This window comes from Thioalkalivibrio sp. ALMg11, assembly GCF_000377905.1.
Classification (GTDB): domain Bacteria; phylum Pseudomonadota; class Gammaproteobacteria; order Ectothiorhodospirales; family Ectothiorhodospiraceae; genus Thioalkalivibrio.
Genome location: NZ_KB898871.1, coordinates 59,200 through 85,788, shown reverse-complemented (window position 1 = coordinate 85,788; position 26,589 = coordinate 59,200). Strand labels below are relative to the sequence as shown.

Below are 26,589 nucleotides of genomic sequence, written 5' to 3'. Positions count from 1 at the left end.
CCGGAGTGTAACCCGAACCAGACCCGCGCCGTGGCGACGCGGGCGGGGTGGTCCGGCCTTATTCCATTGCGAGGAAGTCGACCCGTTTCTCGTCCAGCATCTCCAGCACCCGGCCGCCGCCGCGGGCGACGCAGGTCAGCGGGTCGTCGGCGATGACCACCGGGATGCCGGTCTCTTCCATGATCAACCGATCCAGCTGCTGCAGCAGGGCGGAGCCGCCGGTCAGCACAATGCCGCGCTCGGCGACGTCCGCACCGAGTTCCGGCGGGGTCTGCTCCAGGGCGGTGCGCACGGCAGAGACGATGCCGTACAGCGGATCCTGCAGGGCTTCCAGGATCTCGTTCGAGTTCAGGGTGAACGAGCGCGGCACGCCCTCGGCCAGGTTGCGGCCCTTGACCTCGATCTCGAGCAGTTCCTTGCCCGGATAGGCCGAACCGACGGTGTGCTTGATGCGTTCGGCGGTGGCCTCGCCGATCAGTACGCCGTAGTTGCGGCGTACATAGGCCATGATGGCCTCGTCGAAGGTGTCGCCGCCGATGCGCACGGATTCGGAATAGACAATGCCGTTCATCGACAGCACCGCGACTTCGGATGTCCCGCCACCGATGTCCAGCACCATGGAACCGACCGCCTCGTCCAGCGGGATGCCGGCGCCGATGGCTGCGGCCACGGGCTCCTGCAACAGATAGACCTTGCGCGCCCCGGCGCCGAAGGCGGATTCGCGGATCGCGCGGCGTTCCACCTGGGTGGCGCCGCAGGGCACGCAGACCAGCACGCGCGGGCTAGGGCGGAAGATCCGGCGTTCGTGCACCTTCTTGATGAAGTACTGCAGCATTTTCTCGGTGGTGGTGAAGTCGGCGATCACGCCGTCCTTCATCGGGCGCACCGTCACCACGTGCTCCGGCGTGCGGCCGAGCATCTTCTTGGCCTCGATCCCCACCGCCTCGATGGAGCGCGGGCCGCCCGGGCCGCGATCCTGGCGAATGGCGACCACCGAGGGTTCGTTCAGGACGATGCCCTGGCCGCGCATATAGATGAGGGTGTTGGCGGTGCCGAGATCGATGGAGATGTCGTTGGAGAACAACCCCAGAAGGCGTTTGAACATGAAGAAGAAACCTGCTTGAGTGGGCGGGCGGGAAAGCCGTCGACTCTAGCAAGCGCCCGGGGTTTGGGCAACAACGGCTTTGTGGTAAGTTTGCGCTCCGTTTCGCTCAATGAATCCGAACGCTACAGGACCCACCCCGCCATGTCCGTCGATACCTCCGAAGTCCGGCGCATCGCCCATCTCTCCCGTCTGGCCATGAACGATGACCAGGCCCGGGATTTCGCGGGCGGGCTGAGCGACATCTTTGCCTTTGTCGAACAACTGGATGGTGCGCCCATCGAGGGCGTCGAGCCGATGGCCCACCCGCTGGACGCCGAGCAGCGCCTGCGCCCGGATGCGGTGACCGAGCCGGATCGGCGCGAGACCTACCAGGCCATCGCCCCGGCCGTCGAAGGCGGTCTGTACCTGGTCCCGCGCGTTATCGAATGATCCGCCCGTTGCCTTTCTGTTGAACCCGTCACGCTTCTAGCCAGCAAGAGTCCCCGAAACCATGGCCCAGGAAACCCTGTCCGGCTGGGTGCGCAAGCTCCAGGCCCGCGAAATCAGTTCGCGCGAATTGACCCAGCTGTATCTCGACCGGATCGAGCGTCTCGATCCGCAGTTGAACAGCTTCATTACCGTGACCGCCGAGCAGGCGCTGGCCCAGGCCGACGCCGCCGATGCGCGCCTGGCGAAGGGCGAAGCGACCCCGCTGCTGGGTGTGCCGGTCGCGCAGAAGGACATCTTCTGTACCGAGGGTGTGCGCACCTCCTGCGGCTCGCGCATGCTTGATCCGTTCGTCTCGCCCTACAGCGCCACCGTCGTCGAGCGCATGAATGCGGCCGGCGCGGTGATGCTGGGCAAGACCAACATGGACGAGTTCGCGATGGGCTCGTCCAACGAAACCAGTTTCTACGGCCCGGTGCGCAACCCCTGGGACACCGAGCGCGTCCCGGGCGGTTCCTCCGGCGGTTCCGCCGCTGCGGTGGGTGCGCGCCTGGTGCCGGGTGCCACGGGTACCGACACCGGCGGCTCGATCCGCGAGCCCGCCGCGTTCTGCGGCATCACCGGTCTCAAGCCGACCTATGGCCGCGTCTCGCGCTACGGCATGATCGCGTTCGCCTCCAGTCTGGACCAGGGCGGGCCGATGGCCGCCACCGCCGAGGACTGCGGGCGGATGTTGAACGCGATGGCCGGCTTCGACGAGCGCGACTCCACCAGCGTCGAGCGCCCGGAAGAGGACTTCACCGCCGGACTGGAGCAGGACCTGAAGGGCCTGCGCATCGGTCTGCCGACGGAGTTCTTTGGCGAAGCCGGGCTGGATGAGCGGGTGCGCGGCGTGATCGATGCCGCCATCGAGGTGCTCAAGGGTCGCGGCGCCGAGATTCGCGAGGTCAGCCTGCCGAACAGCCATCTGTCGGTGCCGGCCTATTACGTGATCGCGCCAGCGGAGTGCTCCTCCAACCTCGCGCGCTTCGACGGTGTGCGCTATGGCCACCGCTGCGAGAACCCCGAGGACCTGATGGACCTGTACACCCGCTCGCGCGGGGAGGGCTTCGGCGACGAGGTCAAGCGCCGCATCATGGTCGGCACCTACGTATTGTCCGCCGGCTACTACGACGCCTACTACCTGAAGGCACAGAAGGTCCGGCGCATCATCGCCGACGACTTCCGCCGCGCGTTCGACGAGGTTGACCTGGTGTTGGGGCCGACCACGCCGGAGCTGCCGTTCGCGCTCGGTGCCAAGGCCGACCCGGTCAGCATGTACCTGTCGGACACCTACACCATCGCGGCCAATCTGGCCGGTCTGCCGGCGATGTCGCTGCCGGCCGGCGAGATCGACGGCCTGCCGGTCGGCCTGCAGCTGATCGGCAATTACTTCGACGAGGCGCGCCTGCTGGGCGTCGCTCACCAGTATCAGCAAGAGACCGACTGGCACGCCCGCGTGCCGGCGGCCTTCGCCTGAGGGCCCTGAACATGGAATGGGAAACCGTCATCGGGCTGGAGATTCACGCCCAGCTCAATACCGTCTCCAAGATCTTTTCCGGGGCGCCCACCGCCTACGGCGCCGAGCCCAACCGCCAGGCCTGCCCGGTGGATCTGGGCATGCCCGGTGTGCTGCCGGTGCTGAACCAGGGCGCGGTGGAACGGGCCGTGATGCTGGGGCTGGCGATCAATGCCGAGATCACCCCGCGCTCGGTGTTCGCGCGCAAGAACTACTTCTATCCGGACCTCCCCAAGGGCTACCAGATCTCGCAGTTCGAACTGCCGATCGTGGGCCTGGGGCATCTGGATATCGAGCTGGAAGACGGCACCATCAAGCGCGTCGGCGTGACCCGCGCGCATCTCGAAGAGGACGCCGGCAAGAGTCTGCACGAGGGCTTCGAGGCGATGACCGGTATCGACCTCAACCGCGCCGGCACCCCGCTGATCGAGATCGTCTCCGAGCCGGAGCTGCGCTCCGCGAAGGAGGCCGTCGCCTACATGAAGAAGATGCACTCGCTCGTGCGCTATCTGGATATCTGCGACGGCAACATGCAGGAAGGCAGCTTCCGCTGTGATGCCAACGTCTCGATCCGGCCGAAGGGTCAGACCGAATTCGGTACCCGCGCGGAGCTCAAGAACCTGAACTCCTTCCGCTTCGTCGAGCGCGCTATCAACTTCGAGGTCGAGCGTCAGATCGACCTGATCGAGGGCGGCGGTTCGGTGGTGCAGGAGACCCGCCTGTACGACCCGGACCGCGACGAGACGCGCTCCATGCGCAGCAAGGAAGAGGCGAACGACTATCGCTACTTCCCCGATCCGGACCTGCTGCCGCTGGTCGTGGACAGCGCGTTCATCGACGCCGTGCGCGAGAAGCTGCCGGAGCTGCCGGATGCCAAGCGTGAGCGCTTCGCCGAACAGTACGGCCTGTCCGACTATGACGCCGGCGTACTGACCGCCGTGCGCGAGATGGGTGACTTCTACGAGGTCGTGGCCGCCGGCTGCGACGCGCCCAAGCTGGCCGCCAACTGGGTGATGGGCGAGTTCTCCGCCGCGATGAACCGCTCCGAGGTCGAACTGGCGGACGCTCCGGTTAACGCCGAGGGGCTGGCCGGCCTGCTGGCCCGCATTCAGGACGACACCATCTCCGGCAAGATCGCCAAGGAGGTCTTCGAGGCGATGTGGAACGGCGAGGGCGATGCCGATGCCGTGATCGAGGCCAAGGGGCTCAAGCAGATCACCGATACCAGCGCGATCGACACCATCATCGACGATGTGATGGCCAACAACCCGCAGCAGCTCGAACAGTATCGCGGCGGCAAGGACAAGCTGTTCGGCTTCTTTGTCGGTCAGGTCATGAAGGCGACCCAGGGCAAGGCCAACCCGGCCCAGGTCAATGAGCGCCTGAAGGCCAAGCTGGACGGTTGATGCAGCTGAGTATTCCGGAGTCCTGCCACCATGCGTGAGACCGACACCCTCCACCGCTTCATGCTGGAGGAGGCCGGGGTACGCGGCGAGTGGGTGCACCTGGATGCCTCCTGGCAGGCCCTGCTGGAGCTTCACGAGTACCCGCCCGTGGTGCGTGACTTGCTGGGCCAGGCCTATGCGGCGGTTGCCCTGACCGCCGCCACGCTCAAGTTCGACGGCTCGCTGATCCTGCAGATCACCGGCCCCGGCCCGGTGCACATGATCGTCGCCCAGGCCGATGGTCAGGGGCGGCTGCGTGGCCTGGCGCGCTTTCGCGAGACCCCACCGGAGGGCGCGACACTGGCCGAATGCGCCGGCGAGGACGCACGGCTGATGCTGACGCTGGACCCGGGCGACGGCAGCGAGCGCTATCAGGGCGTCGTGGAGCTGGAGGGCGACTCGCTGGCGGAAGCGATGAACGTCTACTTCGAACGCTCGGAACAGCTGCCGACCCGGCTGTGGCTGGCGAGCGGGGCGCAGTCCGCCGCCGGCCTGCTGTTGCAGGCTTTGCCGGCCGAGGGCGGCGATGCGGTGACGCGCGACTCGGAGGAGTGGAACCGAGCGACGATCCTGGCCGAGACCACCACCGCCGACGAGCTACTGAAACTGGACGCTGGCACCCTGCTGGGCCGGCTGTTCGCCGAAGATCGCGTGCGCCTGTTCGACGGCACGCCGGTGACCTTCCACTGCCCCTGCTCGCGCGAGCGCATCGCCGAGACCCTGCGCAGCCTGGGCCGCGACGAGATTCGCAGCATCATCGAGGAACAGGGCTCGGTGGAGGTGACCTGCGAGTTCTGCAATGCCCACTACCACTTCGATCCGGTCGATGCCGAGGCCCTTTGTGCCCCCGAGGCTGCCCAGCCGCCAATCCCGGACACCCGCCAGTAGGCAGGGCTTTCCGGGGTATCCCCGACCCCGAAGCCTTCCCCCGGCCAACCTCGTTAGCCTGTCGTGACCTCCGGCAACTCTGCCGCAGGGACCGTCGCCCCCCGGCCTTGCTATACAAGCAGACTGACCTTGCAGCAGTCTGTAGACGAGGGCGCAATGTATTCCCGGCATACCGAAATCCCGACCCTGGATGTCCGCCCCGGCTGGCTGGTGGAGGCGCGCTATTTCAACCAGGTGCGGCGCGCCCTGGCCCGGCTGGGCCCGGAGATCCGCCTGTCACCGTCGGGGCTCAAGCAACTGGATTTGATCCTCCAGCGTGATGCCTGGATCGTTGTGAACCGGGTCCTGAACGACATGCCGGTGGTCGCCTGGACTGCCTTCCATTCCCGTGGTCGGCGCAGCCTGCATCGCCCGGTGGCCTGCGAGCTGTTGCTGTTCCATGCCATGGCCAGCATGGTGATGAACCGCACGCTGTCTGCGATGGAGGCGGAACTGAGCGCGGCGATTGCCGAGGTGGCCCCGCCGCCATCACCCGGCAAGGTCCTGCCCTTTCATCCGCGCTCCTGCGTCTGATCCGCGCCTATCCGTTCGCTTCAGGCCGGGGCGTGGCGGTGGCTACACGCGGGGCAGGCGGGGTCGCGGCGCAGCCGGATCTCGCGGAACTGCATGGCGAGCCCGTCGAGGATCAACAGCCGGCCGCTCAGGGTCGGCAGACCCATGAGCAGCTTGAGGGCCTCGGTTGCCTGCAGGCTGCCGACCACGCCGGGCAGGCTCGCCAGTACGCCGTTGGCGGCGCAGGTGTCCTCGTCGCCACCCCCTTCGCCGTACAGGCAGTGGTAGCAGGCGGCCCCCGGATCGCGGTAGTCGAAGGTGGTCAGCTGTCCCTCGAAGCGGATGACCGCCCCGGAGACCAGCGGCGCGCCGGCCGCCAGTGCAGCGCGGCTGATGGCCCCGCGGGCGGCGAAGTTGTCCGTGCCGTCCAGCACGACGTCGGCGCTGGCGAACAGCCGGGTCATCGCCGCGTCGTCCAGGCGTTCGGCGCGCGTCTCCACCTGGCAGCCGGGGTTCATCGCCGCCACGCGATCCGCGGCCGAGGCCACCTTGTCGCGGCCGATGTCGGCATCGGTATGCAGGATCTGGCGCTGCAGGTTGGTCACCTCCACGTGATCCGGGTCGACCAGGGTCAGCCGGCCCACCCCGGCGGCGGCCAGATAGGCCGCCACCGGCGAGCCCAGCCCGCCCAGCCCCATGATCACTGCATGCGCCTGCTGCAGGGATTCCTGCCCTTCGATGCCCACGCCGGGGAGCATGATCTGGCGGCTGTAGCGCAGGAGTTGGTCGTCATCCATGGGGCAATCTCCGGGGTAAGGCCGGAATTGTAACCGGCGTCACGCTCGTGGACGGGCTCAGTTAGGAACCATTCAGGAACGCTGCATACGCTTGATCCCGGCAATCTTGCCACAACCCCGGGCCGCCGACGCTTCCTCAGGTTGGCCCGGATGGAAGGAGGGATCCATCATGAAACGACTCGTCATTCTGGCGCCGGCCGCGCTGCTGGCGCTCGCCCTGTCCGCCCCGACGCATGCGGCCCAGCAGGTCTCGGCGGCGGGTGCCTCGACCTTCGATGCGGGTGCCCTGCAGCACGTGCGTCACGGCCATTCGAGGGAGCACAAGAATTACCGTGGCCATCCCGGCGCGCGGGGGCACAAGCAGGCGAAGCGTGCGAAGAGCCGTGGGCGTGGCCATCGCAAGCATTCGCGTAGTCACGAGCATCATCACTATCACTACTACGACAATCGTTCGAGTCGCTACCGCCACCGGTCTTCGCCCAGCGGTTCGGTCAACCTGCACCTGCGTTTGCCGTTCTGACCCGGGAGGGACTGTCACATGTGAGGCCCCGGCCATCTGGCCGGGGCTTTTTTGAGGTTGGGGCATGATCGTCACGTCGACGTCGCTCAGTGTTTCCCCAGGCTGGTCCGTTCGTGGCCGGCGGGGTCCTTCAGGGTGTCAATGTCCCGATAGCCTGCCTGCTGTAGCCGTCGTCGAACGCGCTCGCCCTGATCGAAGCCGTGTTCCAGGAGCAGCCAGCCTCCCGGCTTCAGGCAGGCACGAGCGGTGTCGATCACCCGGTGCAGGTCGGCCAGGCCGTGCTCCTCCGCGGCCAGGGCGGTGCGCGGCTCGAAGCGCAGGTCGCCGCGCGTCAGGTGCGGGTCGCCCGGGTCGATGTAGGGCGGGTTGCAGGTGATGACGTCGAAGTGCGGCTGCGGGGCCAGCGCGTCGAGCCAGTGGCCTTGCCACAGGTGAACCGGGAGCCCCAGCTCGCGCGCATTGGTCTGCGCCTGCTGCAGGGCACCCTCGCTGCGGTCGCTGGCAAAGGCGAGGATGCCCGGGCGTTCGCTCTTCAGCGCCAGGATGATGGTACCGGGGCCGGTGCCCAGGTCGAGCACTCGGGGCTTGTCGGTGTCCAACTCGTCGATCACGGACAGCGCCTGTTCCACCAGCAGCTCGGTCTCCGGCCGCGGGATCAGGCAGGCGGGGGAGACGCCCAGGTCCAGCGTCCAGAAGCTGCGCCGGCCGAGGATATGGGCCATCGGCTCGCCAGCGCAGCGGCGCCGGCATAGCGCGTCCACGCGGGTGGCTTGTGCGGGGGTGGCCGGGTCGGTGCCGTGTGCGATCAGCTGCGCGGTGTCCCGACTGGTAGCGGCGCCCAGCAGCATGCGGGCTTCCAGGCCGGGGTTTTCTATGCCGGCGTCCTGCAGGCGGATGCGCAGGTCCCGCAGCAGGGCATCCAGCGTGGGCGGCGTGTCCATTACGTCTCGGCGAGGGTGGCGAGCTGCTCGGCCTGGTATTCGTGGATTAGCGGGTCGATGACCGGGTCGAGGTCTCCGGCCATGACCTGTTCCAGCTTGTACAGGGTCAGGTTGATGCGGTGGTCGGTCACGCGGCCCTGCGGGAAGTTGTAGGTGCGGATGCGCTCGGAGCGGTCGCCGCTGCCGACCAGGCCCTTGCGCTCGGCGCTCTGCGCGGCGGCCTGGGCCTCGCGCTCGGTCTCGAACATCCGCGCGGCCAGGTAGGTGAGTGCCTTGGCCCGGTTCTTGTGCTGCGAGCGCTCTTCCTGGCACTCGACCACGATGCCGGTAGGCAGGTGGGTCAGGCGCACCGCGGAGTCGGTCTTGTTGATGTGCTGCCCGCCGGCGCCGGAGGCACGGTAGGTGTCCACGCGCAGGTCGGCCGGGTTGATCTCCGGCATCTCGACCTCCTCCAGTTCCGGCAGGATGGCGACCGTTGCGGCGGAGGTGTGGATGCGGCCCTGGGATTCGGTCTCGGGGACGCGCTGCACGCGATGGGCGCCGGATTCGAACTTGAGCCGCGAGTAGGCGCCTTGCCCCGCCAGGCGCGCGATCACCTCGCGGTAGCCGCCGTGCTCGCCCTCGCTGACGTTGAGGATCTCCAGCTTCCAGCGCTGGTTCTCGGCGTAGCGGGTGTACATGCGCAGCAGGTCGCCGGCGAAGATTGCAGCCTCGTCGCCGCCGGTCCCGGCGCGGATCTCCAGGAACACGTTGGCGTTGTCGTGCGGGTCGCTCGGGATCAGGTGGCGGTAGAGTTCTGCCTCCAGCGCCTCGGTCTGTTCGGTCAGGGACTCGATCTCGGCCTCGGCCATGGCGCGCAGGTCGGCGTCGTCGTCCTCGAGCATCGCGCGCGCCTCTTCCAGCGCCGCGTGGTTGTCGTGCCAGGCCTTCCAGGCCTCGGCCACCGGTTCCAGCTGGCTGTATTCCTGTGACAGGCGGCGCAGCTGGTCCGGGTCCTCGGCGGCGTCCGGGGTGGCCATCAGCTGCGCGATCTCGGCGTGGCGTTCGGCCAGGCCCTCGAGTTTGGTGCGGAACGAGGCCTTCACGAGGGGGTGCCGGAGTCGGGATCGTCGCCGGGGTCGTCTTCCGGGGCGGGCAGCTGGAACAGCCGATGGGCGGCCTCCAGCAGGCGGGCGTCGCCCTCGTGGGCCGCGGTGTTCAGGGATTTGCAGGGGAAGTGCATCAGCTTGTTGGTCAGGTTGTGCGCCAGCAGCTGCATCGCTTCCTCGGGCGACTTGCCGGCGCGCAGCATGGCCTCGGCCTTGGCCAGCGCCTCGGCCTTCACGCTGTCGGCACGCTGGCGCAGCTGGCGGATGCTGTCCACCGAGTCGCGGGCACGCAGCCAGCGCATGAATTCGCCGGCACGCTGGGTGATGATTTCCTCAGCCTGTTCGGCAGCGGCCTGGCGCGACGCCATGTTCTCGTCGATGACCTCCTGGAGGTCGTCCACCGTGTAGAGGTAGACGTCCTCGAGATCGCCGACCTCGGGTTCGATGTCGCGTGGCACGGCGATGTCCACCATGAACATCGGCTTGTGCCGACGCTTGCGCAGGGCGCGTTCCACCGCGCCCTTGCCGAGGATCGGTAGCGGCGCGGCGGTGGAGGAGATCACGATGTCGGCATCGGCCATGCGATCCGGGAGCTGGTCGAGGCTGATGGCCTCGGCGTCGAAGCGGCCGGCCACGGCGCGGGCGCGGTCCACCGTGCGGTTGGCGACGATGACGTTGCCGATGCCGCCTCCGGAGAGGTGCTGCAGGGCGAGTTCGATGGTCTCGCCGGCGCCGATCACCAGGGCGGTCAGCGGCTTCAGGTCGCCGAAGATCTGGCGTGCCAGCGACACCGCCGCGAAGGCGACCGAGACCGCGCTCTGGCCGATGGCGGTCTGGGTGCGCACGTCCTTGGCGGTGGCAAAGGCGTGCTGGAACAGGCGTTCCAGCGAGCGCCCGAGCGTACCGGCGTTGTGGGCGTGCTGGTAGGCGGTCTTCATCTGCCCCAGGATCTGCGGTTCGCCGAGGACCATGGAATCCAGCCCGCTGGCTACGCGCAGAGTGTGACGCACGGCCGAGCCATCGTGGTGCAGGTAGAGGTAGGGTTTCAGCTCGTCGCGGTCGATGCCGTGGTAGCCGCCGATCCAGTCGATGACGCGTTGTTCGCTTTGCTGATCGTCCTCGCGGAAGTACACCTCGGTGCGGTTGCAGGTGGACAGGATCGCGGTTTCCGGCAACAGCACGCCGGAGCGCAGCGAGTGTAGGGCCTCGCCGAGCTCGTGCTCGTTGACGGAGAGCCGTTCGCGAATGGCGACCGGAGCCGTCTTGTGATTGATCCCGAGAGTGAACAGCATGCTGGCGCGTATTGTGCCGGAAAACGCGGGCGCGTGGCCGAATTTCCCGATAGTGTACTGTGCTGTACGGTTAGCAGGAGGGGCGCGCGCCGGCCGGGTGCATCCGTATACCCGCTCGTGTGGCACCCGAATTGTGGCACCAGAGCTGTGGAACCCTGGGGGCCGCTGCCCCGTCCCATCCGATATGGCCGCAATGATTCCGATTGGACACAACATGATTCGAAGCCTGCTCGCGCTCACCGCCGTGTTCTCCCTGGCGGGGTGCGCGCATACCCAGCTGGACGCCTCCGAATCGCCGGAGTCGGATCGCCCCGAGGTGCTGCCCTTGATGCAGACCCAGGATCCGGAGGCTGTGCTGATGTTCAGCGTCCTGGCCGCCGAGATCGCGGTGCGCTCCGGCGAGCATGCCGAGGCGGCGCGCTATTACGGGGCCGCGGCGTTGCTGAGCGACGATCCGGTCATTGCCGAGCGTGCCACCCGGATCGCCTTGTTCGCGCGCGAACCGGGACACGCACAGCGTTCGGCCGACCGCTGGCTGCGCCTGGCCCCCGAGAGCACTGATGCCAGCCAGGTCTCGACGGTCCTGCGGATCAACGCCGGCGATGCCGAGCAGGCGGCCGAACAGCTGGATTCGCTGATGAATCGCGTCGTGGTGCAGGGCGGCGATCCCTACGCGACCCTGGGTGGTGTGATTGGTCAGGCTCAGGATCAGCAGGCGGCTCTGGAGACCATGCACCTGCTGGCCGAGCGCCGCCGCGACGACGTGGGTGTGCATCGCGTGCAGGCCGAGGCCGCGCTGCGCTTTGGCGAGCCGGGCGAGGAGGTGCTTGCGGTGACCGAGCGGGCCGCCGAACGCTTCCCGGAATCGGTCCAGCTGCGTTTGCTGCATGCACGGGCCCAGAGCGATGCCGGGCATGACGATGCGGCGATCGAGACCCTGCGCGCGACCGTGGAGGCCCACCCGGACAACCGCGAGGCCCGTCTGGGATACGCGCAGGTCCTGACCGAAATGGAGGATGACGTCTTCGCCCGCGAGGAGATGGACCGCCTGGTGGAGATGGCGCCGGAGGATACCCAGCTCCTGCTGGCACTGGCGTTGATGAACCTGGAGGCGGAGCAGTTGGGCCCTGCGCGGGATTACCTCGAACGCCTGGATGCCCTGGGTGAGCGCGAGAACGACGTTGCGTACTACCTGGGGCGCCTGCACGAGATGGCCGACGAGCCGGAGGCCGCCCTGGGTGCCTACGCTCGCGTGGAGGCCGGCGACCATGCCGAGGATGCCCGTCTGCGCAGCGCGCGCCTGACGCTCAGACGCGACGGGGCCGAGGCCGCTCGCGATCTTTTTGACCCCATGCAGCAGGGCGTGGACGACGATCTGGCCCGACGCGCCTATCTGGCCGAGGCGAACGCCCTGCGCGAGCAGGGCGAGCATGCCGAGGCCCGCAGCCGGTTGAACCGCGGCCTGGTGCAGTTTCCCGGCAATACACAGTTGTTGTACCTGCGCGGGTTGGTCCACGAGCGCGAGGACAATATCGCGGCGGCCGAGGCCGATTTCCGCACGATCCTCGAGTCCGACCCGGAGAACGTCGCGGCGCTGAATGCGCTCGGGTATACCCTGGCGGATCGCACCGAGCGCTATGACGAGGCCTACGAATTGATTTTGCGCGCCTACGAGCAGGCGCCGGATGACGCCGCGATCATCGACAGCTATGGCTGGGTCCTGTATCGCCTGGGCCGGCTGGAGGAGGCCGAGACTCAGCTGCGGCGGGCCTACGCGCTGGCGGACGACGGCGAGATCGCCAGTAATCTGGCGGTGGTGTTGTGGGAGCGCGGCGAGCGCGAAGAAGCCCGGGAGGTCCTCGAGGCCGCGCTGCAACGCGAGCCCGAGCATGAGCGCCTGCAGCGTGTGCGCAACGATCTGATCGAATGAACCGGCAGGGGATGACGCGACAACCACGACGGATCCGGGGCGCCGGGTGGCTGGCCGGGCTGGTGGGTGGCTGGGGGCTGTTGCTCGCGGGCTGTGCTGCCCCTTTGCCCGAGGCGGACACCTCGCCGGCGGCCGAGGCGGCCTTCGAGGAGCGCACCGAGCAGCTGGCGGCGCTGGACAGCTGGCGGCTGGTGGCGCGTCTGGGGCTGGCCTCCGGGGAGGAATACTGGTCGGCCCAGCTCAACTGGCGCGTGCAGGAAGGCCAGCATGTGCTGGACCTGTCCGGCCCGATGGGGCGCGGCGGCGGGCGTCTGACGCTCTCCGATAACGGGCGCGCGCTGCTGGTCACACGGTCCGGCGAGCGCTTCCAGGCGCAGGACCCGGATACCCTGGTGGCCCGGGTGCTGGGCGAATCCATCCCCGTCAGCGGCATGATCTACTGGGTGCGCGGCCTGTTGCACCCCGAGGCCTCCTATCAGCTGGATATCGACGCAGACGGGCGGCCGCTGGAGATCCTGCAGTCCGGCTGGACCATCGAATACACCGAGTTCGAGAAGGTCGATGGTGTCCCCATGCCGGTCGCCATGGTGCTTGAGCGCGACGAGGTCGAGCTGCGCGCGCGCATCGGTCGTTGGCAGCTAGGGCCGGACGAGACGTGGTGAGTGCGGCGACGGGCGGGGGGTTCGGGATGCCCTTTCCGGCCCCGGCCAAGATCAATCGTTTCCTGCACATCACCGGCCGCCGGGCGGATGGCTATCACGAGCTGCAGACGGTGTTCCAGTTCCTCGGGCTGGCTGACAGCCTGCGCTTCGATCCCTTGCCCGAGGGGCGCTTCGAGATGGCCGGCGAGGCCATCGACGGGGTCGATAACCTCTGCCTGCGGACGGCCCGGCGCCTGGCCGAGGTGGCGGACAAGCCCTTTGGCGTGCGCATCCACCTCGACAAGCGCATTCCGGTGGGGGGCGGCCTGGGTGGCGGCAGTTCCGATGCCGCCACCACGCTGGTGGCCCTGAATTACCTGTTTGATCTGGGCTGCCCGGTTGAGCGGCTGGCGGCGATCGGGCTGGAGCTGGGGGCTGATGTGCCGGTGTTCGTCGCCGGACATGCCGCCTGGGCCGAGGGGGTGGGTGAGCGGCTTGCGCCCGTGGCCCCGGATACCGGCTGGATTCTGCTGATTGATCCCGGCGTTTCGGTCGCCACCGGGGCCATGTTCGGGTGTGCGGAATTGACACGCGACTGCGCCACCGAGACAATTTCGTCCGCGATCGACGCCGAGCGGTTTGTGAACGTGTTCGAACCGGTCGTTCGGGCGCGCTATCCGGAGGTCGATCACGCGCTGGCCTGGCTGGCTGATCAAAGCCCCCGGGCGCATCTGAGCGGTAGCGGCGGCTGCGTGTTCGGGATGTTTCCCGATGAGGGGGCGGCCCGGGCAGCTCAGTCCGCGCAGCCCGCCCCGTGGAAAAGCTGGGTGACGACGTTGCAGAACACGTCGCCCTTGCAGGCCTGGTTGCCGGCGTGTGACGGCAGCACCGAAAAAGAATAAGTCCAGAGTTATTGGGCCGTAGCCAAGCGGTAAGGCAGCGGGTTTTGATTCCGCTAAGCGCCAGGTTCGACGTGAGCGGCGCAGCCGCGACCGACCGTCGCCGAAGGTGACGGCCCCGAAGTTGATGAACGGTGGGGTGGCGCGCAGCGCCATCATCCTGCCGGCCCGGATCGGCATTGCCGATCCGCGGGGTGAGCCGGGCACGACGCCGGCCAGGCAGTACAATAGAGTTCAGGGAGATATTGGGCCGTAGCCAAGCGGTAAGGCAGCGGGTTTTGATCCCGCCATGCGCAGGTTCGAATCCTGCCGGCCCAGCCATACAATCGCCCCGCGCCGCCGGCGCGGGGCACTGAGTGAACTGCCGGGACGGCAGGATGAGAACCGGGTTCGACTCGAGCGGCGTAGCCGCGAGAGAACGCCGCCGCAGGCGGCGGCCCGGTTTCCATGAGATGGGGGCGGCGCGCAGCGCCGTAATCCTGCCGGCCCAGCCAACAACCGCTTCGCGCCAGAAGGGCGCGAAGCAAAACCATCAAGACCCCGGTCCCGATCCGGGGTCTATAATTTGGAGTTCGGGCGTTCTAGAGCGCCCGCTCCACTCCATCCAGACCGGGACGAACCGTGGTCGACAAGAATCGCATGATGATCTTCGCGGGCAATGCCAACCCGCGTCTCGCCCAGGCCGTTGCAGAGCACCTGGGGCTGCCGATGGGCAAGGCCATCGTGGGGCGTTTCAGCGATGGCGAGGTGCAGGTCGAGTTGCTGGAGAATGTGCGCGGCCGCGACGTCTTCCTGATCCAGCCGACCGGGCAGCCGACCAACGAAAACATCATGGAACTGGTGATCATGGTGGATGCGTTGCGCCGGGCCTCGGCCGGACGCATCACCACGGTGATCCCGTATTTCGGCTACGCGCGTCAGGATCGCCGGGTGCGCTCGGCGCGGGTGCCGATCTCGGCCAAGGTGGTCGCCAACATGATCGAGGCGGTGGGCGCGGATCGTGTGCTGACCATCGATGTGCACGCCGACCAGGTCCAGGGTTTCTTTAATGTCCCGGTGGACAATATCTATGCCTCGCCGGTGCTGCTGGGCGACGTCTGGCGGCATGTCTCGGGCGACCTGACCGTGGTGTCGCCGGATGTCGGTGGGGTGGTGCGGGCCCGCGCCATCGCCAAGCGACTGGACGACGCCGATCTGGCGATCATTGACAAGCGCCGGCCGCGCGCCAACGAGTCCGAGGTGATGCACATCATCGGTGATGTGCGCGGCAAGTCCTGCATCATCATCGACGACCTGGTGGATACCGCCGGGACGCTGTGTCAGGCGGCGAAGGCCCTGAAGGCACACGGGGCGGAATCGGTGATGGCCTATGCCACGCACCCCGTGCTTTCCGGCGCGGCAATTGATAATATAAACGGTTCGGCGCTTGACGAGCTGGTGGTGACCGACACCCTGGCCCTGCAGCCCAATGCGCAGGCGTGCGAAAAGATTCGCCAGTTGTCGGTCGCGGAGATGCTTGCGGAGACCATCCGTCGCATTAATCTCGAAGAGTCCGTCAGCTCGCTGTTCATGGACTAGACCCGCGTGGACTAGATCCGTGGACGGGCGATAACCGATTTCGGGAGGCTTGCCTCCCTTCAGCGCCCCGCCTGGTCGCGGGCGGGGTGTGTTCAAGGCGCTTCGGGTGAAGCGCCTTTCATTTTGGAGACCGTAGCAATGAGCATGAGCTTTACCATTGAAGCCGAGAAGCGTGACGAACAGGGTTCGAGTGCGAGCCGCCGCCTGCGTCGTGCCGGCAAGCTGCCCGCCATCCTGTACGGGGCGGACAAGGACGCCGTGTCAATAACCCTGGATCACAACGCGATGGTCCACAACCTCAAGGAAGATGCGTTCTATTCGCACATCCTGAGCGTGAAGCTGGGCGGCAAGACCGAGAAGGCGATCCTGCGTGATGTACAGCGCCATCCGTTCAAGCCGACCATCTACCACGTCGACCTGATGCGCGTGAGCGCCAATCAGCCGATCCGCGTCAGCGTGCCGCTGCACTTCCACAACGAGGAAGAGTGCAAGGGTGTGAAGCTGGGCGGCGGCATGGTTAGCCGCATGATCAACGAGCTCGAGGTCGAGTGTCTGCCGGGCGATCTGCCTGAGTCCATCGATCTCGACGTGATCGAGCTGGATGTCGGTGACACCGTGCACATTTCCGAGCTGAAGCTGCCGGAAGGCGTGCAGAGCGTGGCCCTGATGCACGGCGAGGAATACGACTACGCCGTGGTCAGCGTGCTGCTGCCGCGTTCCGCCAAGGCGGAAGAGGAAGAGCTCGAAGGCGAAGCCGCGGAAGCCGAAGGTGGCGAAGAAGCCGAGGGTGGCGACGAGGCCGCTTCCGGCGACGAGTCGGAGTCCGGGGACAAGGAGTAAGCCTTGCGGCTTGCCGCCTGACTGATGGCGATCCAACCCGAACCGATCCGTCTAGTGGTCGGGCTGGGCAACCCGGGCCCGCGTTATGCCGAAACCCGGCATAACGCGGGTTTCTGGTTTGTGGACACCCTGGCCCGCCGCCATGGCGCGGAGTTCCGCCCCGAGAGTCGCTTCGATGGTGAAGCGGCACGTCTGGCCCTGCCGGACGGCGACTGCTGGCTGCTCAAGCCCATGAGCTTCATGAACAAGAGTGGCCTGCCGGTACGCAAGTGCGCGGATTTCTACCGTATCCCGCCCGCGGCCATCCTGGTCGTGCATGACGAGCTGGATCTCGATCCCGGCGTGGTGCGGCTGAAGCTGGGCGGCGGCCATGGCGGACACAACGGGCTGCGCGATCTGCATCGCCACATGGGCGGACCGGACTACGCCCGGCTGCGGGTTGGCATTGGGCACCCGGGGCATCGCGACGACGTGGTGCCGTTCGTGCTCGATCGCCCCGGGCGGGATGATGCCCGGGCCATCGAGGAGGCCATCGATACGGCCCAGGACCAGATCCCGGCCCTGGTGGCCGGGCGCTGGGACGAGGCCGTGCGCAATCTGCATGGGAGCGGGTCGAAGCCGGCCGGCCCCAAGAACTCCGAGGAAGCCCCATGAGTCTGAAATGCGGGATCGTGGGCCTGCCGAATGTCGGCAAGTCCACCCTGTTCAATGCCCTCACGCGCGCGGACATCGCGGCGGAGAACTATCCCTTCTGCACCATCGACCCGAACGTGGGCGTGGTGGAGGTCCCGGACCCGCGGCTGACGCGGCTCGCCGAGATCGTGAAGCCCCAGCGCACGCTGCCGACCACGGTCGAGTTTGTGGATATCGCCGGTCTGGTCGCCGGCGCCGCCCAGGGCGAGGGGCTGGGCAACCAGTTCCTGGCGCATATCCGCGAGACGGATGCGATCGCCCAGGTGGTGCGCTGTTTCGAGGATGACGACATCGTGCATGTCGCCGGAAAGGTGGATCCGCTGGCGGATATCGAGACCATCAGCACCGAGCTGATGCTGGCGGACCTCGAGACGGTGAACAAGGCGCTGTCCCGGCTGGCACGTGCGGCCAAGTCGCAGGACAAGACCGCCATCGCCCAGTTGCAGGCGGCCGAGAAGGTGTCGGCGGGCCTTGATCAGGGCATTCCGGCACGGGCGCAGGGTCTGGACGAGGACGAGCGGCGAGCCCTCTACGACCTGCACCTGTTGACCCTCAAGCCGGCGATGTACATTGCCAATGTGGACGAGGCCTCGCTGGTCGGCGGCAATGCCATGGTCGAGGCCGTGCAGGCGAAGGCGGCCGAGGAGGGCGCCGAAGTGGTCAGCGTCTGCGCGGCCATCGAGGCCGAGATCGCAGTGCTGGATCCCGAGGAACGCACCGAGTTCCTGGCTGATCTGGGCCTCGAGGAGCCGGGGCTGGACCGGGTGATCCGGACGGCCTACCGCCTGCTGAACCTGCAGACCTTCTTTACTGCGGGCGAGAAAGAGGTGCGTGCCTGGACCGTTCGCCAGGGCTCCACCGCGCCGCAGGGGGCGGGGGCGATCCACACCGATTTCGAGCGCGGTTTCATTCGTGCCGAGGTGGTGGGGTACGACGATTTCGTTGGATACAACGGCGAGCAGGGCGCGAAGGACGCGGGCAAATGGCGCCTCGAAGGCAAGGAATACATGCTGAGAGAAGGCGACGTGGTACATTTCCGCTTCAATGTCTGAGCGTTATACTAGGTATTAAGTCCGGGGTGTGTTGCAGTGCCGGCCGCGCCCCGTTTTGGCACCAAATTTCGGGAGTACAGTAATGGACGTAATGGATCGCATCCGCCAGCAGGTGGAAGACAATCCGGTGGTGATCTTCATGAAGGGCACCCCGCAGTTCCCCATGTGCGGGTTCTCCAGCCGTGCGGTGGAGGCGCTCAAGCGCTGCGACCAGGAATTCGGCTACGTGAACGTGATCGCGGATCAGGAAGTCATGCAGAACCTGCCGCGCTTCGCCGACTGGCCGACCTTCCCGCAGGTCTATATTGACGGCGAGCTGGTCGGGGGCTGCGACATCACCCTCGAGATGTTCGAGAGCGGCGAGCTGAAGAAGATGGTCGACGAGGCCCACGCCAAGCGCGCGGCCAGCTAGGCAGAACTGGCCCGGCGGCCATGCGGCCGTCCGTCATATGACCCGTCACCCGGGCGCCCTTGTGGCGGCTCGGGCGGCGGGTTTTTTACGTTCAACTCCCGGGCGGGAGTTCTTCCGGGTCGGGCAGGCGCAGGGCGTTTTGCGGCACCCCGATCCCGTCCTGCCAGCGGTTGGTGATCTGGCAGAAGATGTCCGCCGTCTTTTCCGCATCGAAGGCCGCGCTGTGCGCCGACTCGGCGTCCCAGCCCAGTCCCGCGGCGTCCGCCGCGCGCGCCAGCACCGTCTGCCCGAAGGCCAGCGCCGCGAGGGATACCGTATCCAGGCTGCTAAACGGGTGGAACGGGTTGCGTTTGATGCCGCAGCGTTCGGCCGTGGCGTGGACGAAGCCCAGATCGAAGTGGGCGTTGTGCCCCACCAGCACCGCGCGCTTGCAGTGGTTGACCTTCACCTCCCGGCGCACCTCGCTGAACACCTTGCCCATCGCCTGATCCTCGGGGTAGGCCGCGCGCAGCGGGTGGTAGGGGTCGATGCCGTTGACCTCCAGCGACTTCGGGTCCATTTCCGAACCCTCGAACGGCCGCACATGCACGCTGACCGTGCGGTCGCGCACCAGGTGGTCGTTCGCGTCGCGGCGCAGAAATACCGCAGCGATCTGCAGCAGGGCATGCCGGCGGCAGTCGAAGCCGCCGGTCTCCACGTCGACGACCACCGGCAGGAAGCCGCGGAAGCGGTTCGCCATCGGGCGGTGATTGGGGTCCAGCTGCAGGGTTTCGGGCATTGGGGTACTCGGTTTCGGGTGGGGCGGTGGTTCGGGATGTCGGCGGCGCCGGGCGGGGGATTGGCCCGCGTTCCGGCTGGTCAGGCGGGTTGCGCGCGGTTTGCGCACGTTCCCGCAGATTTCCCCGACGATCGGCGCCATAGCGGGCTTTGGCTTGACCTGTTGGCGGGACAGTCGGGATACTTGCGCCTTTTATGCCCGCCCAACACCGGCGCATGGTAGCAAATGCCCGCCTGCCCGGTGGCCCGGCCCCGTAGTGGCAACCCGATTCCCAACCCGTTTTCAGGGGTAGAGCGCATGGACCCGAACGCGACCGAACACGATATCGACCCGCAGGAGACCCAGGAGTGGATCGACGCCCTGGCCTCCGTGCTGGAGACGGATGGCCCGGAGCGGGCCCATGCCCTCCTCGAGCGAATGGTCGACAAGGCGCGCCGCAGCGGGGCCTATCTCCCGTACTCCGCCAACACCGCCTACGTGAACACCATCCCCACGCACCTCGAGCCGGAATACCCGGGCGATGGCGCGGTGGAGCATCGCATCCGTTCCTATATCCGCTGGAACGCAATGGCGATGGTGGTGAAGGCCAACCGGGTCTCTGCCGAGCTGGGCGGGCATATCGCCACCTTCGCCTCCGCCGCGACGCTGTACGACGTCGGCTTCAACCACTTCTGGCACGCCCCTGCGCACGACCACGGCGGTGACTTGCTGTTTGCCCAGGGGCATTCCTCGCCGGGCATCTACGCCCGCGCGTTCATGGAAGGACGCCTGAGCGAGGAGCAGCTGGACCACTTCCGCCGCGAGGTGGATGGCAAGGGCCTGTCGTCGTATCCCCACCCGTGGCTGATGCCGGACTTCTGGCAGTTCCCGACGGTGTCCATGGGCCTGGGCCCGATCATGAGCATCTACCAGGCGCGCTTCATGCGTTACCTGCAGGATCGCGGCCTGGCGGAGACCAAGAACCGCCGCGTGTGGAGCTTCGTCGGCGACGGCGAAGTGGACGAGCCGGAGACCCTGGGGGCGATCACCCTCGCCTCGCGCGAGAAGCTGGACAACCTGACCTGGGTGGTGAACTGCAACCTGCAGCGCCTGGACGGCCCGGTGCGCGGCAACGGCAAGATCATCCAGGAGCTGGAGGCGATCTTCCGCGGCGCCGGCTGGAACGTGGTCAAGGTCCTGTGGGGCCGCTACTGGGATCCGTTGTTGGCCAAGGACACCGACGGCCTTCTGCAAAAACGCATGATGGAGGCGGTCGACGGTGACTATCAGAACTACAAGTCGCGTGATGGCGCCTACGTGCGCGAGCACTTCTTTGGCAAGTACCCCGAGCTCCAGCGCATGGTGGCCAACATGTCCGACGAGGACATCTGGCGCCTGAATCGCGGCGGCCACGACCCGGTCAAGGTCTATGCGGCCTACAAGGCGGCGGCCGAGCACAAGGGCCAGCCGACGGTGATCCTTGCGCACACCGTGAAGGGTTATGGCATGGGGGCGGCGGGCGAGGCCCAGAACCGCACCCACAGCCAGAAGAAGATGGATTCGGACGACATGAAGCAGTTTCGCGACCGCTTCAATATCCCGCTGTCCGACGAGCAGGTGGAGAAGGCCGAATACATCAAGCCGGACCCCGACTCCGAAGAGATGAAGTACATGAACGCGCGGCGCAACGACCTGGGCGGTCATCTGCCCGTGCGCCGGCCGTTGGCCACGCCGCTCGAGGTGCCTGGTCTGGATGCCTTCAACGGCCTGCTGGAGGCCTCCGGCGAGCGCGAGATGTCCACCACCATGGCCTTCGTGCGCATGCTGACCCTGCTGGCCCGCGACAAGAAGATCGGCAAGAACGTGGTCCCGATCGTGCCCGACGAGGCGCGGACCTTCGGCATGGAAGGACTGTTCCGCCAGCTGGGGATCTACTCCTCGGTCGGTCAGCTCTACGAGCCGCAGGACAAGGACCAGGTGATGTACTACAAGGAGGACAAGAAGGGCCAGATCCTGGAAGAAGGGATCAACGAGGCCGGTTCCATGTCCTCCTGGATCGCGGCGGCGACCTCCTACTCCACGCATGGCGTGGCGATGGTGCCGTTCTACATCTTCTACTCGATGTTCGGCTTCCAGCGCATCGGCGACCTGATCTGGGCCGCCGGTGACATGCGCGCGCGCGGCTTCCTGATGGGCGCGACCGCTGGGCGCACCACGCTGGCCGGCGAGGGCCTGCAGCACGACGACGGCCACAGCCAGATGATGGCGGCCAACGTCCCCAACTGCATCGCCTACGACCCGACCTTCGCCTACGAGCTGGCGGTGATCGTGCAGGACGGCATGCGCCGCATGTACGCGGAGCAGCAAAGCGTCTTCTACTACATCACCGTGATGAACGAGAACTACCCGCAGCCGGCCATGCCGAAGGGTGCCGAGGACGGCATTCGCCGCGGGCTGTATCGCTTCCAGGCGGGTGGTCGCAAGAAAAAGAAGGTGCGCCTGCTGGGCTCCGGCACCATCCTGCGCGAGGCCATCGCCGCTGCGGAACTGCTGGACCAGGACTTCGGCGTGGCCGCCGAGGTATGGAGCGCGACCAGCTTCAACGAACTGGCCCGCGATGGCCGCGATGCCGACCGCCATGCGCGCCTGAACCCGGAGGCCAAGCCGCGCAAATCGTGGGTCGAGGAATGCCTGGGCGGTTCGGACGACCCGGTCATCGCCGCCACCGACTACGTCCAGGCCTATCCCGACCAGATCCGTGCCTTCGTGCCGGCCGACTACCGCGTGCTGGGCACTGACGGCTTCGGCCGCTCGGATACCCGCGCTGCGCTGCGCCGCCACTTCGAGGTGGATCGCTACCACATCGCGGTCACGGCCCTGAAGGCCCTGGCCGATGCCGGGACCGTCGAGGCCCAGACCGTCAGTGAGGCGATCAAGAAGTACCAGATCGACGTCGAACGGCCCAACCCCTTGCAGGCCTGAGGCCGCCGGTACCGAGGCAGGAGCAGACATGAGTAACACGACTACCGTGCACGTACCGGACATCGGTGATTTCAAGGATGTCGAGATCATCGAGGTGATCGTCAGCCCGGGGGATACCGTGTCTCCCGAGGATCCGCTGATCACGCTGGAATCGGACAAGGCCTCCATCGAGATCCCGGCCCCGCAGGGCGGCACTGTGAAGGCCCTGAAGGTGAAGGCCGGCGACCGCGTCAACAAGGGCGACCCGATCCTGGAGCTGGAGCTGTCCGACGAGGGCGGGGCCGAAGACGCATCCGCGAAGGACGACTCTGCGCAAGACCAGCCGCCGAAGCAGGAGGCCTCGTCTTCTGCGGATGCCAAGGCCGAGACGGCCCCCGCGGCCGAGGAGCCGAAGAAGCCCGAGGCGTCGAAGCCCGCCGAGCGGGCCGATGGGCCGCGCCCGTCCCCCACCGAGCACATCCGCGACGAATCGGCCTTCCGCAAGGCCCACGCCTCGCCGGTGGTGCGCAAGTTCGCGCGCGAGCTCGGCGTGGACCTGAGCAAGGTCGACGGCTCCGGGCGCAAGGGCCGCATCCTGCGCGAGGACGTGCAGGGCTTCGTCAAGCGTGCCCTGAGCCAGGGTGCCGGGGGCGGTCTGGGTGTGGAGCCGATGCCGGAGATCGACTTCTCCGAGTTCGGCCCGACCGAGACCCAACCGCTGTCGAAGATCAACAAGCTCACCGGCAAGAACCTGCACCGTAACTGGGTCACTGTCCCGCACGTGACCCAGTTCGACGAGGCGGACATCACCGAGCTCGAGGACTTCCGCAAGTCGCTGAAGGCCGAGTACGAGAAGAAGGGCGTGAAGGTCACCTTCCTGCCGTTCCTGATGAAGGCCGTGGTCTCCGCGCTGAAGCAGTACCCGCGCTTCAACGCCTCGCTGGATGCGACCGGCGAGAACCTGATCATCAAGCAGTACTACAACCTCGGCATCGCGGTGGATACTCCGGATGGCCTGGTCGTCCCGGTGGTGCGTGATGTGGACCGCAAGAGCCTGGGGGACATCGCCGCCGAGCTGATGGAGCTGTCCCAGCGCGCCCGCGACAAGAAGCTCAAGCCCGCGGACATGCAGGGCGGCTGCCTGACCATCTCCAGCCTTGGCGGGATTGGCGGCACCCAGTTCACGCCGATCGTGAATGCCCCCGAGGTTGCGATCCTGGGCGTGTCGCGCTCCAGCATGAAGCCGGTCTGGAATGGCAAGGACTTCGAGCCGCGCCTGATCCTGCCGCTCGCGCTGTCGTACGATCACCGGGTGATCGACGGCGCCCTGGGCGCGCGCTTCGCCACCACGCTGAGCGCGCTGTTGTCCGACATGCGCCGCATGCTGTTGTAATCGAATGCCAACCGGAGTGACTGGATGAGCCAGACCAAGACCATCGAGGTCCCGGACATCGGGGATTTCAAGGACGTCGAGATTATCGAGGTCCTGGTGCAGCCGGGCAGCGAGATCGCCCCGGAAGATCCGCTGATCACCCTGGAGTCGGACAAGGCGACCATCGACGTGCCCGCCCCCGAGGCCGGCACGGTGAAGAAGCTGCATGTGAAGGTCGGGGACAAGGTGTCCAAGGGGAGCAAGCTCCTGGACCTCGAGGCCAGTGGCGACGCCGCGGGCACCGAGGATCAGGGCGCTGTCGGCAATGACGCCAAGGGCGAATCCGCGAAGGCGGAATCCGGCGCCGCCAGTGAGCCGAAGAAGGCGGCGGCCCCCAAGGCGGCCGCCGACCCGAACACCGACAGCCAGTGCCAGGTGCTGGTGCTGGGTTCCGGCCCCGGTGGCTACACCGCCGCCTTCCGCGCCGCGGATCTGGGCCTGGACGTGGTGATGATCGAGCGCTACCCGGAGATCGGCGGGGTCTGCCTGAATGTCGGCTGCATCCCGTCCAAGGCGCTGCTGCATGCCGGTGAGGTGCTGCACGAGGCCGAGCGCTTTGCCGCGCTGGGCATCAAGTTCGGCGAACCGGAGATCGATCTGGAGGGCCTGCGCGGCTACAAGGGCGGCACGGTCAAGAAACTGACCAGCGGGCTCAAGCAGCTGTGCAAGCAGCGCAAGGTGCGCGTGGTGCAGGGCGTGGGCGAGTTCGCCGGCGCCAACAGTATCGCGGTGGACGGTGACAAGGGCCGCGAGGTGATCGGCTTCGAGCACGCGATCATCGCAGTCGGCTCGCAGGCGATCAAGCTGCCCGGGTTCCCGTGGGACGACGAGCGGGTGATGGATTCCACCGACGCCCTGGACCTGGCCGAGATCCCGGAGCGAATGCTGGTGGTCGGCGGCGGCATCATCGGTCTGGAGATGGCCTGCGTGTACGAGTCTCTGGGCTCCAAGGTCACGGTGGTGGAGCTTTCCGACACCCTGATGCCGGGCGCGGATCGCGACATCGTGCGCCCGTTCGAGAAGCGCGCGAAGAAGCGCTTCGAGAATATCTTCCTCAAGAGCAAGGTATCCGGGGCCAAGGCCACCAAGGCCGGGATCGTCTGCCAGTTCGAGGGCGAGGCCAAGGGCCTGCCGGAAGAGGATACCTTCGATCGCGTGCTGGTCGCCGTGGGCCGCGGCCCGAACGGAGCGAAGATCAAGGCCGAGGCGGCCGGTGTGCAGGTGAGCGAGCGCGGCTTCATTGAGGTCGACAGCCAGCAGCGCACCAACGTCGAGCACATCTTCGCCATCGGCGACGTGGTCGGCCAGCCGATGCTGGCGCACAAGGCCACCCACGAGGGCAAGGTCGCCGCCGAGGTGATCGCCGGGCACAAGGTGCACTTCGATGCCCGCGCGATCCCGTCGGTTGCCTACACCCATCCCGAGGTCGCCTGGATGGGCGTGACCGAGGAGCAGGCCAAGGCCGACGGCATCGAATACACCAAGGGCGTGTTCCCCTGGGCCGCCTCCGGCCGCGCCATCGCGCTGGGTGCCGAGGATGGCCTGACCAAGCTGCTGTTCGATGCCGATGGGCGCGTGATCGGGGCCGGCATCGTTGGACCGTCCGCCGGCGACCTGATCGGCGAGGCGATGCTGGCGCTGGAGATGGGCGCCGAGATGGAAGACATCGGCCTGACCGTGCACCCGCACCCGACGCTCAGCGAGACGGTGGCCTTCGCCGCCGAGGTCGCGCACGGTTCGATTACCGACATCCTGCCGCCGAAAAAGCGCTAGCGGGTCATGGCCCGCTTGCGCCAGTGGCTGCGTTGCGCACTCCCGGGGCTGGTGCTGCTGAGGGTGGGCATTGCCACGGCGAGTGCCGCGCCCTACAGCGAGCCGCTGGAACGCAGTGACTGGCAGCTGACTGAGGATGATGCCACCTGTCGCATGGAACAGACCGTGCGTCACGGCGGCACGTTGCGCTTCGAGGCCCGGCCGGGCCTGTTGACCGCCGTCTTCTGGCAGGCCCCCTACGCGATACCGGCGGGTGCCGCGCCGCGATTGCGCACCGGCGCGCCGGAATGGCTGCGCCCGGCGACCCAGCCGCCGCTGGATCTGCGGCTGCAGGCCCGTGACGATCGCTTGTTCCGGGTCCCCCAAGCGCTGGCTCAGCCCCTTAAGGCCCGCCTGCTGGCCGGCCATGACGTGCGTATCGCCATTCCCGACGGCGACGACTCGGTGCACTTCCGGGGCATCCGCTTTGCCCTCCGTGCACGCGATTTTCGCGCCTGTTATGGGGGGCGGGACGCGCCCGCCGCGACCCCGGACGCGGGTGCCCTGGATCGCTGGAGCGTCTATTTCGAAACGGGCAGCCATCGTCTGGATGCCGGGGCGCGCGAGGTTCTGCAACGTGCGGCCCGTATCCTCTTGGCTTCGGACGACCCTCGCATTCGGGTGGTCGGCTGGACGGATGCTGCAGGCCCGCTGGAGATCAACCGCCCCCTCAGCCGCCATCGTGCCGAGGTGGTGCGTGGCGTCCTGGTGGAGGCCGGTGTCCCGGCCAAGGGCATCGAGATTGAGGCCCCCGGTGTGGACCCGGCCGCCGATGGCGCGCGTCAGGCCTCGCGGCGAAGCGATATCTGGTGGCTGGATAGCGGGGAATCCCGGCCGGGCGAAGCCCCGGTCGCGCCGCTGCCGCCCGCCGACACGGAAGAGTCCGAGGTCCGCGAGCCGCGCCCCGGAGCGGGCCCGGCCGCACCCTCGGAGACACCGGCGTGGTAGTGACGCCGGTCACGAAAACGAC

Annotated in this window: 24 protein-coding genes and 1 tRNA gene; 19 read left to right on the top strand and 6 right to left on the bottom strand. The window is 67.3% G+C overall.

Annotated features, from left to right (window positions below):
* Window positions 1–58 precede the first annotated feature (58 nt).
* Window positions 59–1,105 carry a rod shape-determining protein gene (locus D578_RS0100430; protein ID WP_018142132.1) on the bottom strand — a complete coding sequence of 349 codons (1,047 nt, stop codon included), beginning with the start codon at window positions 1,103–1,105 and terminating at the stop codon, window positions 59–61.
* Between the two features lie 141 nt (window positions 1,106–1,246).
* Between D578_RS0100430 and gatC the strand changes: the two genes are divergently transcribed.
* The 5 genes from gatC (at window position 1,247) to D578_RS0100405 (ending at window position 5,995) form a co-directional block, all read left to right on the top strand.
* The gene (gatC, locus tag D578_RS0100425; RefSeq protein WP_018948047.1) at window positions 1,247–1,534 is read left to right on the top strand and encodes an Asp-tRNA(Asn)/Glu-tRNA(Gln) amidotransferase subunit GatC; all 288 of its coding nucleotides are present in this window, start codon (window positions 1,247–1,249) and stop codon (window positions 1,532–1,534) included.
* 61 nt (window positions 1,535–1,595) lie between these two features.
* Window positions 1,596–3,050, top strand: coding sequence for an Asp-tRNA(Asn)/Glu-tRNA(Gln) amidotransferase subunit GatA (gatA, locus tag D578_RS0100420; RefSeq protein ID WP_018948046.1), 1,455 nt, complete (start codon window positions 1,596–1,598; stop codon window positions 3,048–3,050).
* 11 nt (window positions 3,051–3,061) lie between these two features.
* Window positions 3,062–4,495 carry an Asp-tRNA(Asn)/Glu-tRNA(Gln) amidotransferase subunit GatB gene (gatB, locus tag D578_RS0100415; RefSeq protein WP_018948045.1) on the top strand — a complete coding sequence of 478 codons (1,434 nt, stop codon included), beginning with the start codon at window positions 3,062–3,064 and terminating at the stop codon, window positions 4,493–4,495.
* Window positions 4,496–4,525: 30 nt separating this feature from the next.
* The gene (gene hslO, locus D578_RS0100410; protein WP_018948044.1) at window positions 4,526–5,422 is read left to right on the top strand and encodes an Hsp33 family molecular chaperone HslO; all 897 of its coding nucleotides are present in this window, start codon (window positions 4,526–4,528) and stop codon (window positions 5,420–5,422) included.
* 156 nt (window positions 5,423–5,578) lie between these two features.
* Window positions 5,579–5,995 (top strand): hypothetical protein, encoded by a 417-nt coding sequence (locus D578_RS0100405; protein WP_018948043.1) that lies wholly within the window; start codon window positions 5,579–5,581, stop codon window positions 5,993–5,995.
* 20 nt (window positions 5,996–6,015) lie between these two features.
* Here D578_RS0100405 and D578_RS0100400 read toward each other — a convergent pair whose 3' ends face one another.
* Window positions 6,016–6,771 (bottom strand): molybdopterin-synthase adenylyltransferase MoeB, encoded by a 756-nt coding sequence (locus tag D578_RS0100400; RefSeq protein ID WP_018948042.1) that lies wholly within the window; start codon window positions 6,769–6,771, stop codon window positions 6,016–6,018.
* A 169-nt stretch (window positions 6,772–6,940) separates the two neighbouring features.
* On the opposite strand from D578_RS0100400, the gene D578_RS0100395 reads away from it, so the two are divergent.
* A complete protein-coding gene (locus D578_RS0100395; protein ID WP_018948041.1) occupies window positions 6,941–7,291 on the top strand; it encodes a hypothetical protein in 351 nt (116 codons plus the stop codon).
* Window positions 7,292–7,377: 86 nt separating this feature from the next.
* Here the strand turns inward: D578_RS0100395 and prmC are convergent, their stop codons facing one another.
* From prmC to hemA, 3 genes are read right to left on the bottom strand one after another with little or no spacing between them, the layout of a single operon-like run.
* Window positions 7,378–8,232, bottom strand: a complete 855-nt coding sequence (gene prmC / locus D578_RS0100390; protein ID WP_018948040.1) for a peptide chain release factor N(5)-glutamine methyltransferase — start codon at window positions 8,230–8,232, stop codon at window positions 7,378–7,380.
* Window positions 8,232–9,317: a peptide chain release factor 1 gene (prfA, locus tag D578_RS0100385; protein WP_018948039.1), complete on the bottom strand. Its 1,086-nt coding sequence runs from the start codon at window positions 9,315–9,317 to the stop codon at window positions 8,232–8,234. Before prfA ends, prmC begins: the two co-directional genes overlap by 1 nt.
* A complete protein-coding gene (hemA, locus tag D578_RS0100380; RefSeq protein WP_018948038.1) occupies window positions 9,314–10,612 on the bottom strand; it encodes a glutamyl-tRNA reductase in 1,299 nt (432 codons plus the stop codon). Before hemA ends, prfA begins: the two co-directional genes overlap by 4 nt.
* Window positions 10,613–10,796: 184 nt before the next feature.
* On the opposite strand from hemA, the gene D578_RS0100375 reads away from it, so the two are divergent.
* The 9 genes from D578_RS0100375 (at window position 10,797) to grxD (ending at window position 18,657) form a co-directional block, all read left to right on the top strand.
* The gene (locus D578_RS0100375) at window positions 10,797–12,542 is read left to right on the top strand and encodes a tetratricopeptide repeat protein (protein WP_018948037.1); all 1,746 of its coding nucleotides are present in this window, start codon (window positions 10,797–10,799) and stop codon (window positions 12,540–12,542) included.
* Window positions 12,539–13,204 (top strand): lipoprotein insertase outer membrane protein LolB, encoded by a 666-nt coding sequence (gene lolB, locus D578_RS0100370; RefSeq protein ID WP_018948036.1) that lies wholly within the window; start codon window positions 12,539–12,541, stop codon window positions 13,202–13,204. The genes D578_RS0100375 and lolB overlap by 4 nt, the downstream gene beginning before the upstream one ends.
* Before the next feature lie 26 nt (window positions 13,205–13,230).
* On the top strand, window positions 13,231–14,085 hold the full coding sequence (gene ispE / locus D578_RS0100365; RefSeq protein WP_018948035.1) for a 4-(cytidine 5'-diphospho)-2-C-methyl-D-erythritol kinase: 855 nt from the start codon (window positions 13,231–13,233) through the stop codon (window positions 14,083–14,085).
* Window positions 14,086–14,328: 243 nt separating this feature from the next.
* A tRNA-Gln gene (locus tag D578_RS0100360) sits at window positions 14,329–14,403 on the top strand.
* Window positions 14,404–14,721: 318 nt separating this feature from the next.
* Window positions 14,722–15,660, top strand: coding sequence for a ribose-phosphate diphosphokinase (locus tag D578_RS0100355; protein ID WP_196800651.1), 939 nt, complete (start codon window positions 14,722–14,724; stop codon window positions 15,658–15,660).
* A gap of 138 nt (window positions 15,661–15,798) precedes the next feature.
* On the top strand, window positions 15,799–16,500 hold the full coding sequence (locus tag D578_RS0100350) for a 50S ribosomal protein L25/general stress protein Ctc (protein ID WP_018948033.1): 702 nt from the start codon (window positions 15,799–15,801) through the stop codon (window positions 16,498–16,500).
* 24 nt (window positions 16,501–16,524) lie between these two features.
* Entirely contained in the window at window positions 16,525–17,154 is a 630-nt protein-coding gene (gene pth / locus D578_RS0100345; protein ID WP_018948032.1) for an aminoacyl-tRNA hydrolase, read from the top strand.
* A complete protein-coding gene (gene ychF / locus D578_RS0100340) occupies window positions 17,151–18,245 on the top strand; it encodes a redox-regulated ATPase YchF (protein ID WP_018948031.1) in 1,095 nt (364 codons plus the stop codon). Before pth ends, ychF begins: the two co-directional genes overlap by 4 nt.
* Window positions 18,246–18,327: 82 nt before the next feature.
* Window positions 18,328–18,657: a Grx4 family monothiol glutaredoxin gene (grxD, locus tag D578_RS0100335; RefSeq protein WP_018145267.1), complete on the top strand. Its 330-nt coding sequence runs from the start codon at window positions 18,328–18,330 to the stop codon at window positions 18,655–18,657.
* 91 nt (window positions 18,658–18,748) lie between these two features.
* Here grxD and rnt read toward each other — a convergent pair whose 3' ends face one another.
* On the bottom strand, window positions 18,749–19,435 hold the full coding sequence (gene rnt, locus D578_RS0100330) for a ribonuclease T (RefSeq protein WP_018948030.1): 687 nt from the start codon (window positions 19,433–19,435) through the stop codon (window positions 18,749–18,751).
* Between the two features lie 297 nt (window positions 19,436–19,732).
* Between rnt and aceE the strand changes: the two genes are divergently transcribed.
* The 4 genes from aceE to D578_RS0100310 are packed head-to-tail and all read left to right on the top strand — an operon-like array spanning window position 19,733 to window position 26,567.
* Window positions 19,733–22,396 carry a pyruvate dehydrogenase (acetyl-transferring), homodimeric type gene (gene aceE / locus D578_RS0100325; RefSeq protein ID WP_018948029.1) on the top strand — a complete coding sequence of 888 codons (2,664 nt, stop codon included), beginning with the start codon at window positions 19,733–19,735 and terminating at the stop codon, window positions 22,394–22,396.
* The gene (gene aceF, locus D578_RS0100320; RefSeq protein ID WP_081617305.1) at window positions 22,308–23,768 is read left to right on the top strand and encodes a dihydrolipoyllysine-residue acetyltransferase; all 1,461 of its coding nucleotides are present in this window, start codon (window positions 22,308–22,310) and stop codon (window positions 23,766–23,768) included. The genes aceE and aceF overlap by 89 nt, the downstream gene beginning before the upstream one ends.
* 24 nt (window positions 23,769–23,792) lie before the next feature.
* Window positions 23,793–25,580 (top strand): dihydrolipoyl dehydrogenase, encoded by a 1,788-nt coding sequence (gene lpdA / locus D578_RS0100315; RefSeq protein ID WP_018948027.1) that lies wholly within the window; start codon window positions 23,793–23,795, stop codon window positions 25,578–25,580.
* Between the two features lie 6 nt (window positions 25,581–25,586).
* Complete coding sequence (locus D578_RS0100310; RefSeq protein WP_026289091.1) at window positions 25,587–26,567, top strand: OmpA family protein; 981 nt, start codon at window positions 25,587–25,589, stop codon at window positions 26,565–26,567.
* The last annotated feature ends 22 nt before the right edge of the window (window positions 26,568–26,589 follow it).

Coding starts and splice junctions, on each gene's coding strand:
- D578_RS0100430 (WP_018142132.1), bottom strand. CDS start 1,105: ATGTTCAAACGCCTTCTGGGGTTGTTCTCCAACGACATCTCCATCGAT.
- gatC (WP_018948047.1), top strand. CDS start 1,247: ATGTCCGTCGATACCTCCGAAGTCCGGCGCATCGCCCATCTCTCCCGT.
- gatA (WP_018948046.1), top strand. CDS start 1,596: ATGGCCCAGGAAACCCTGTCCGGCTGGGTGCGCAAGCTCCAGGCCCGC.
- gatB (WP_018948045.1), top strand. CDS start 3,062: ATGGAATGGGAAACCGTCATCGGGCTGGAGATTCACGCCCAGCTCAAT.
- hslO (WP_018948044.1), top strand. CDS start 4,526: ATGCGTGAGACCGACACCCTCCACCGCTTCATGCTGGAGGAGGCCGGG.
- D578_RS0100405 (WP_018948043.1), top strand. CDS start 5,579: ATGTATTCCCGGCATACCGAAATCCCGACCCTGGATGTCCGCCCCGGC.
- D578_RS0100400 (WP_018948042.1), bottom strand. CDS start 6,771: ATGGATGACGACCAACTCCTGCGCTACAGCCGCCAGATCATGCTCCCC.
- D578_RS0100395 (WP_018948041.1), top strand. CDS start 6,941: ATGAAACGACTCGTCATTCTGGCGCCGGCCGCGCTGCTGGCGCTCGCC.
- prmC (WP_018948040.1), bottom strand. CDS start 8,232: ATGGACACGCCGCCCACGCTGGATGCCCTGCTGCGGGACCTGCGCATC.
- hemA (WP_018948038.1), bottom strand. CDS start 10,612: ATGCTGTTCACTCTCGGGATCAATCACAAGACGGCTCCGGTCGCCATT.
- D578_RS0100375 (WP_018948037.1), top strand. CDS start 10,797: ATGGCCGCAATGATTCCGATTGGACACAACATGATTCGAAGCCTGCTC.
- lolB (WP_018948036.1), top strand. CDS start 12,539: ATGAACCGGCAGGGGATGACGCGACAACCACGACGGATCCGGGGCGCC.
- ispE (WP_018948035.1), top strand. CDS start 13,231: ATGCCCTTTCCGGCCCCGGCCAAGATCAATCGTTTCCTGCACATCACC.
- D578_RS0100355 (WP_196800651.1), top strand. CDS start 14,722: ATGATGATCTTCGCGGGCAATGCCAACCCGCGTCTCGCCCAGGCCGTT.
- D578_RS0100350 (WP_018948033.1), top strand. CDS start 15,799: ATGAGCATGAGCTTTACCATTGAAGCCGAGAAGCGTGACGAACAGGGT.
- pth (WP_018948032.1), top strand. CDS start 16,525: ATGGCGATCCAACCCGAACCGATCCGTCTAGTGGTCGGGCTGGGCAAC.
- ychF (WP_018948031.1), top strand. CDS start 17,151: ATGAGTCTGAAATGCGGGATCGTGGGCCTGCCGAATGTCGGCAAGTCC.
- grxD (WP_018145267.1), top strand. CDS start 18,328: ATGGACGTAATGGATCGCATCCGCCAGCAGGTGGAAGACAATCCGGTG.
- rnt (WP_018948030.1), bottom strand. CDS start 19,435: ATGCCCGAAACCCTGCAGCTGGACCCCAATCACCGCCCGATGGCGAAC.
- aceE (WP_018948029.1), top strand. CDS start 19,733: ATGGACCCGAACGCGACCGAACACGATATCGACCCGCAGGAGACCCAG.
- aceF (WP_081617305.1), top strand. CDS start 22,308: ATGCCGGGACCGTCGAGGCCCAGACCGTCAGTGAGGCGATCAAGAAGT.
- lpdA (WP_018948027.1), top strand. CDS start 23,793: ATGAGCCAGACCAAGACCATCGAGGTCCCGGACATCGGGGATTTCAAG.
- D578_RS0100310 (WP_026289091.1), top strand. CDS start 25,587: ATGGCCCGCTTGCGCCAGTGGCTGCGTTGCGCACTCCCGGGGCTGGTG.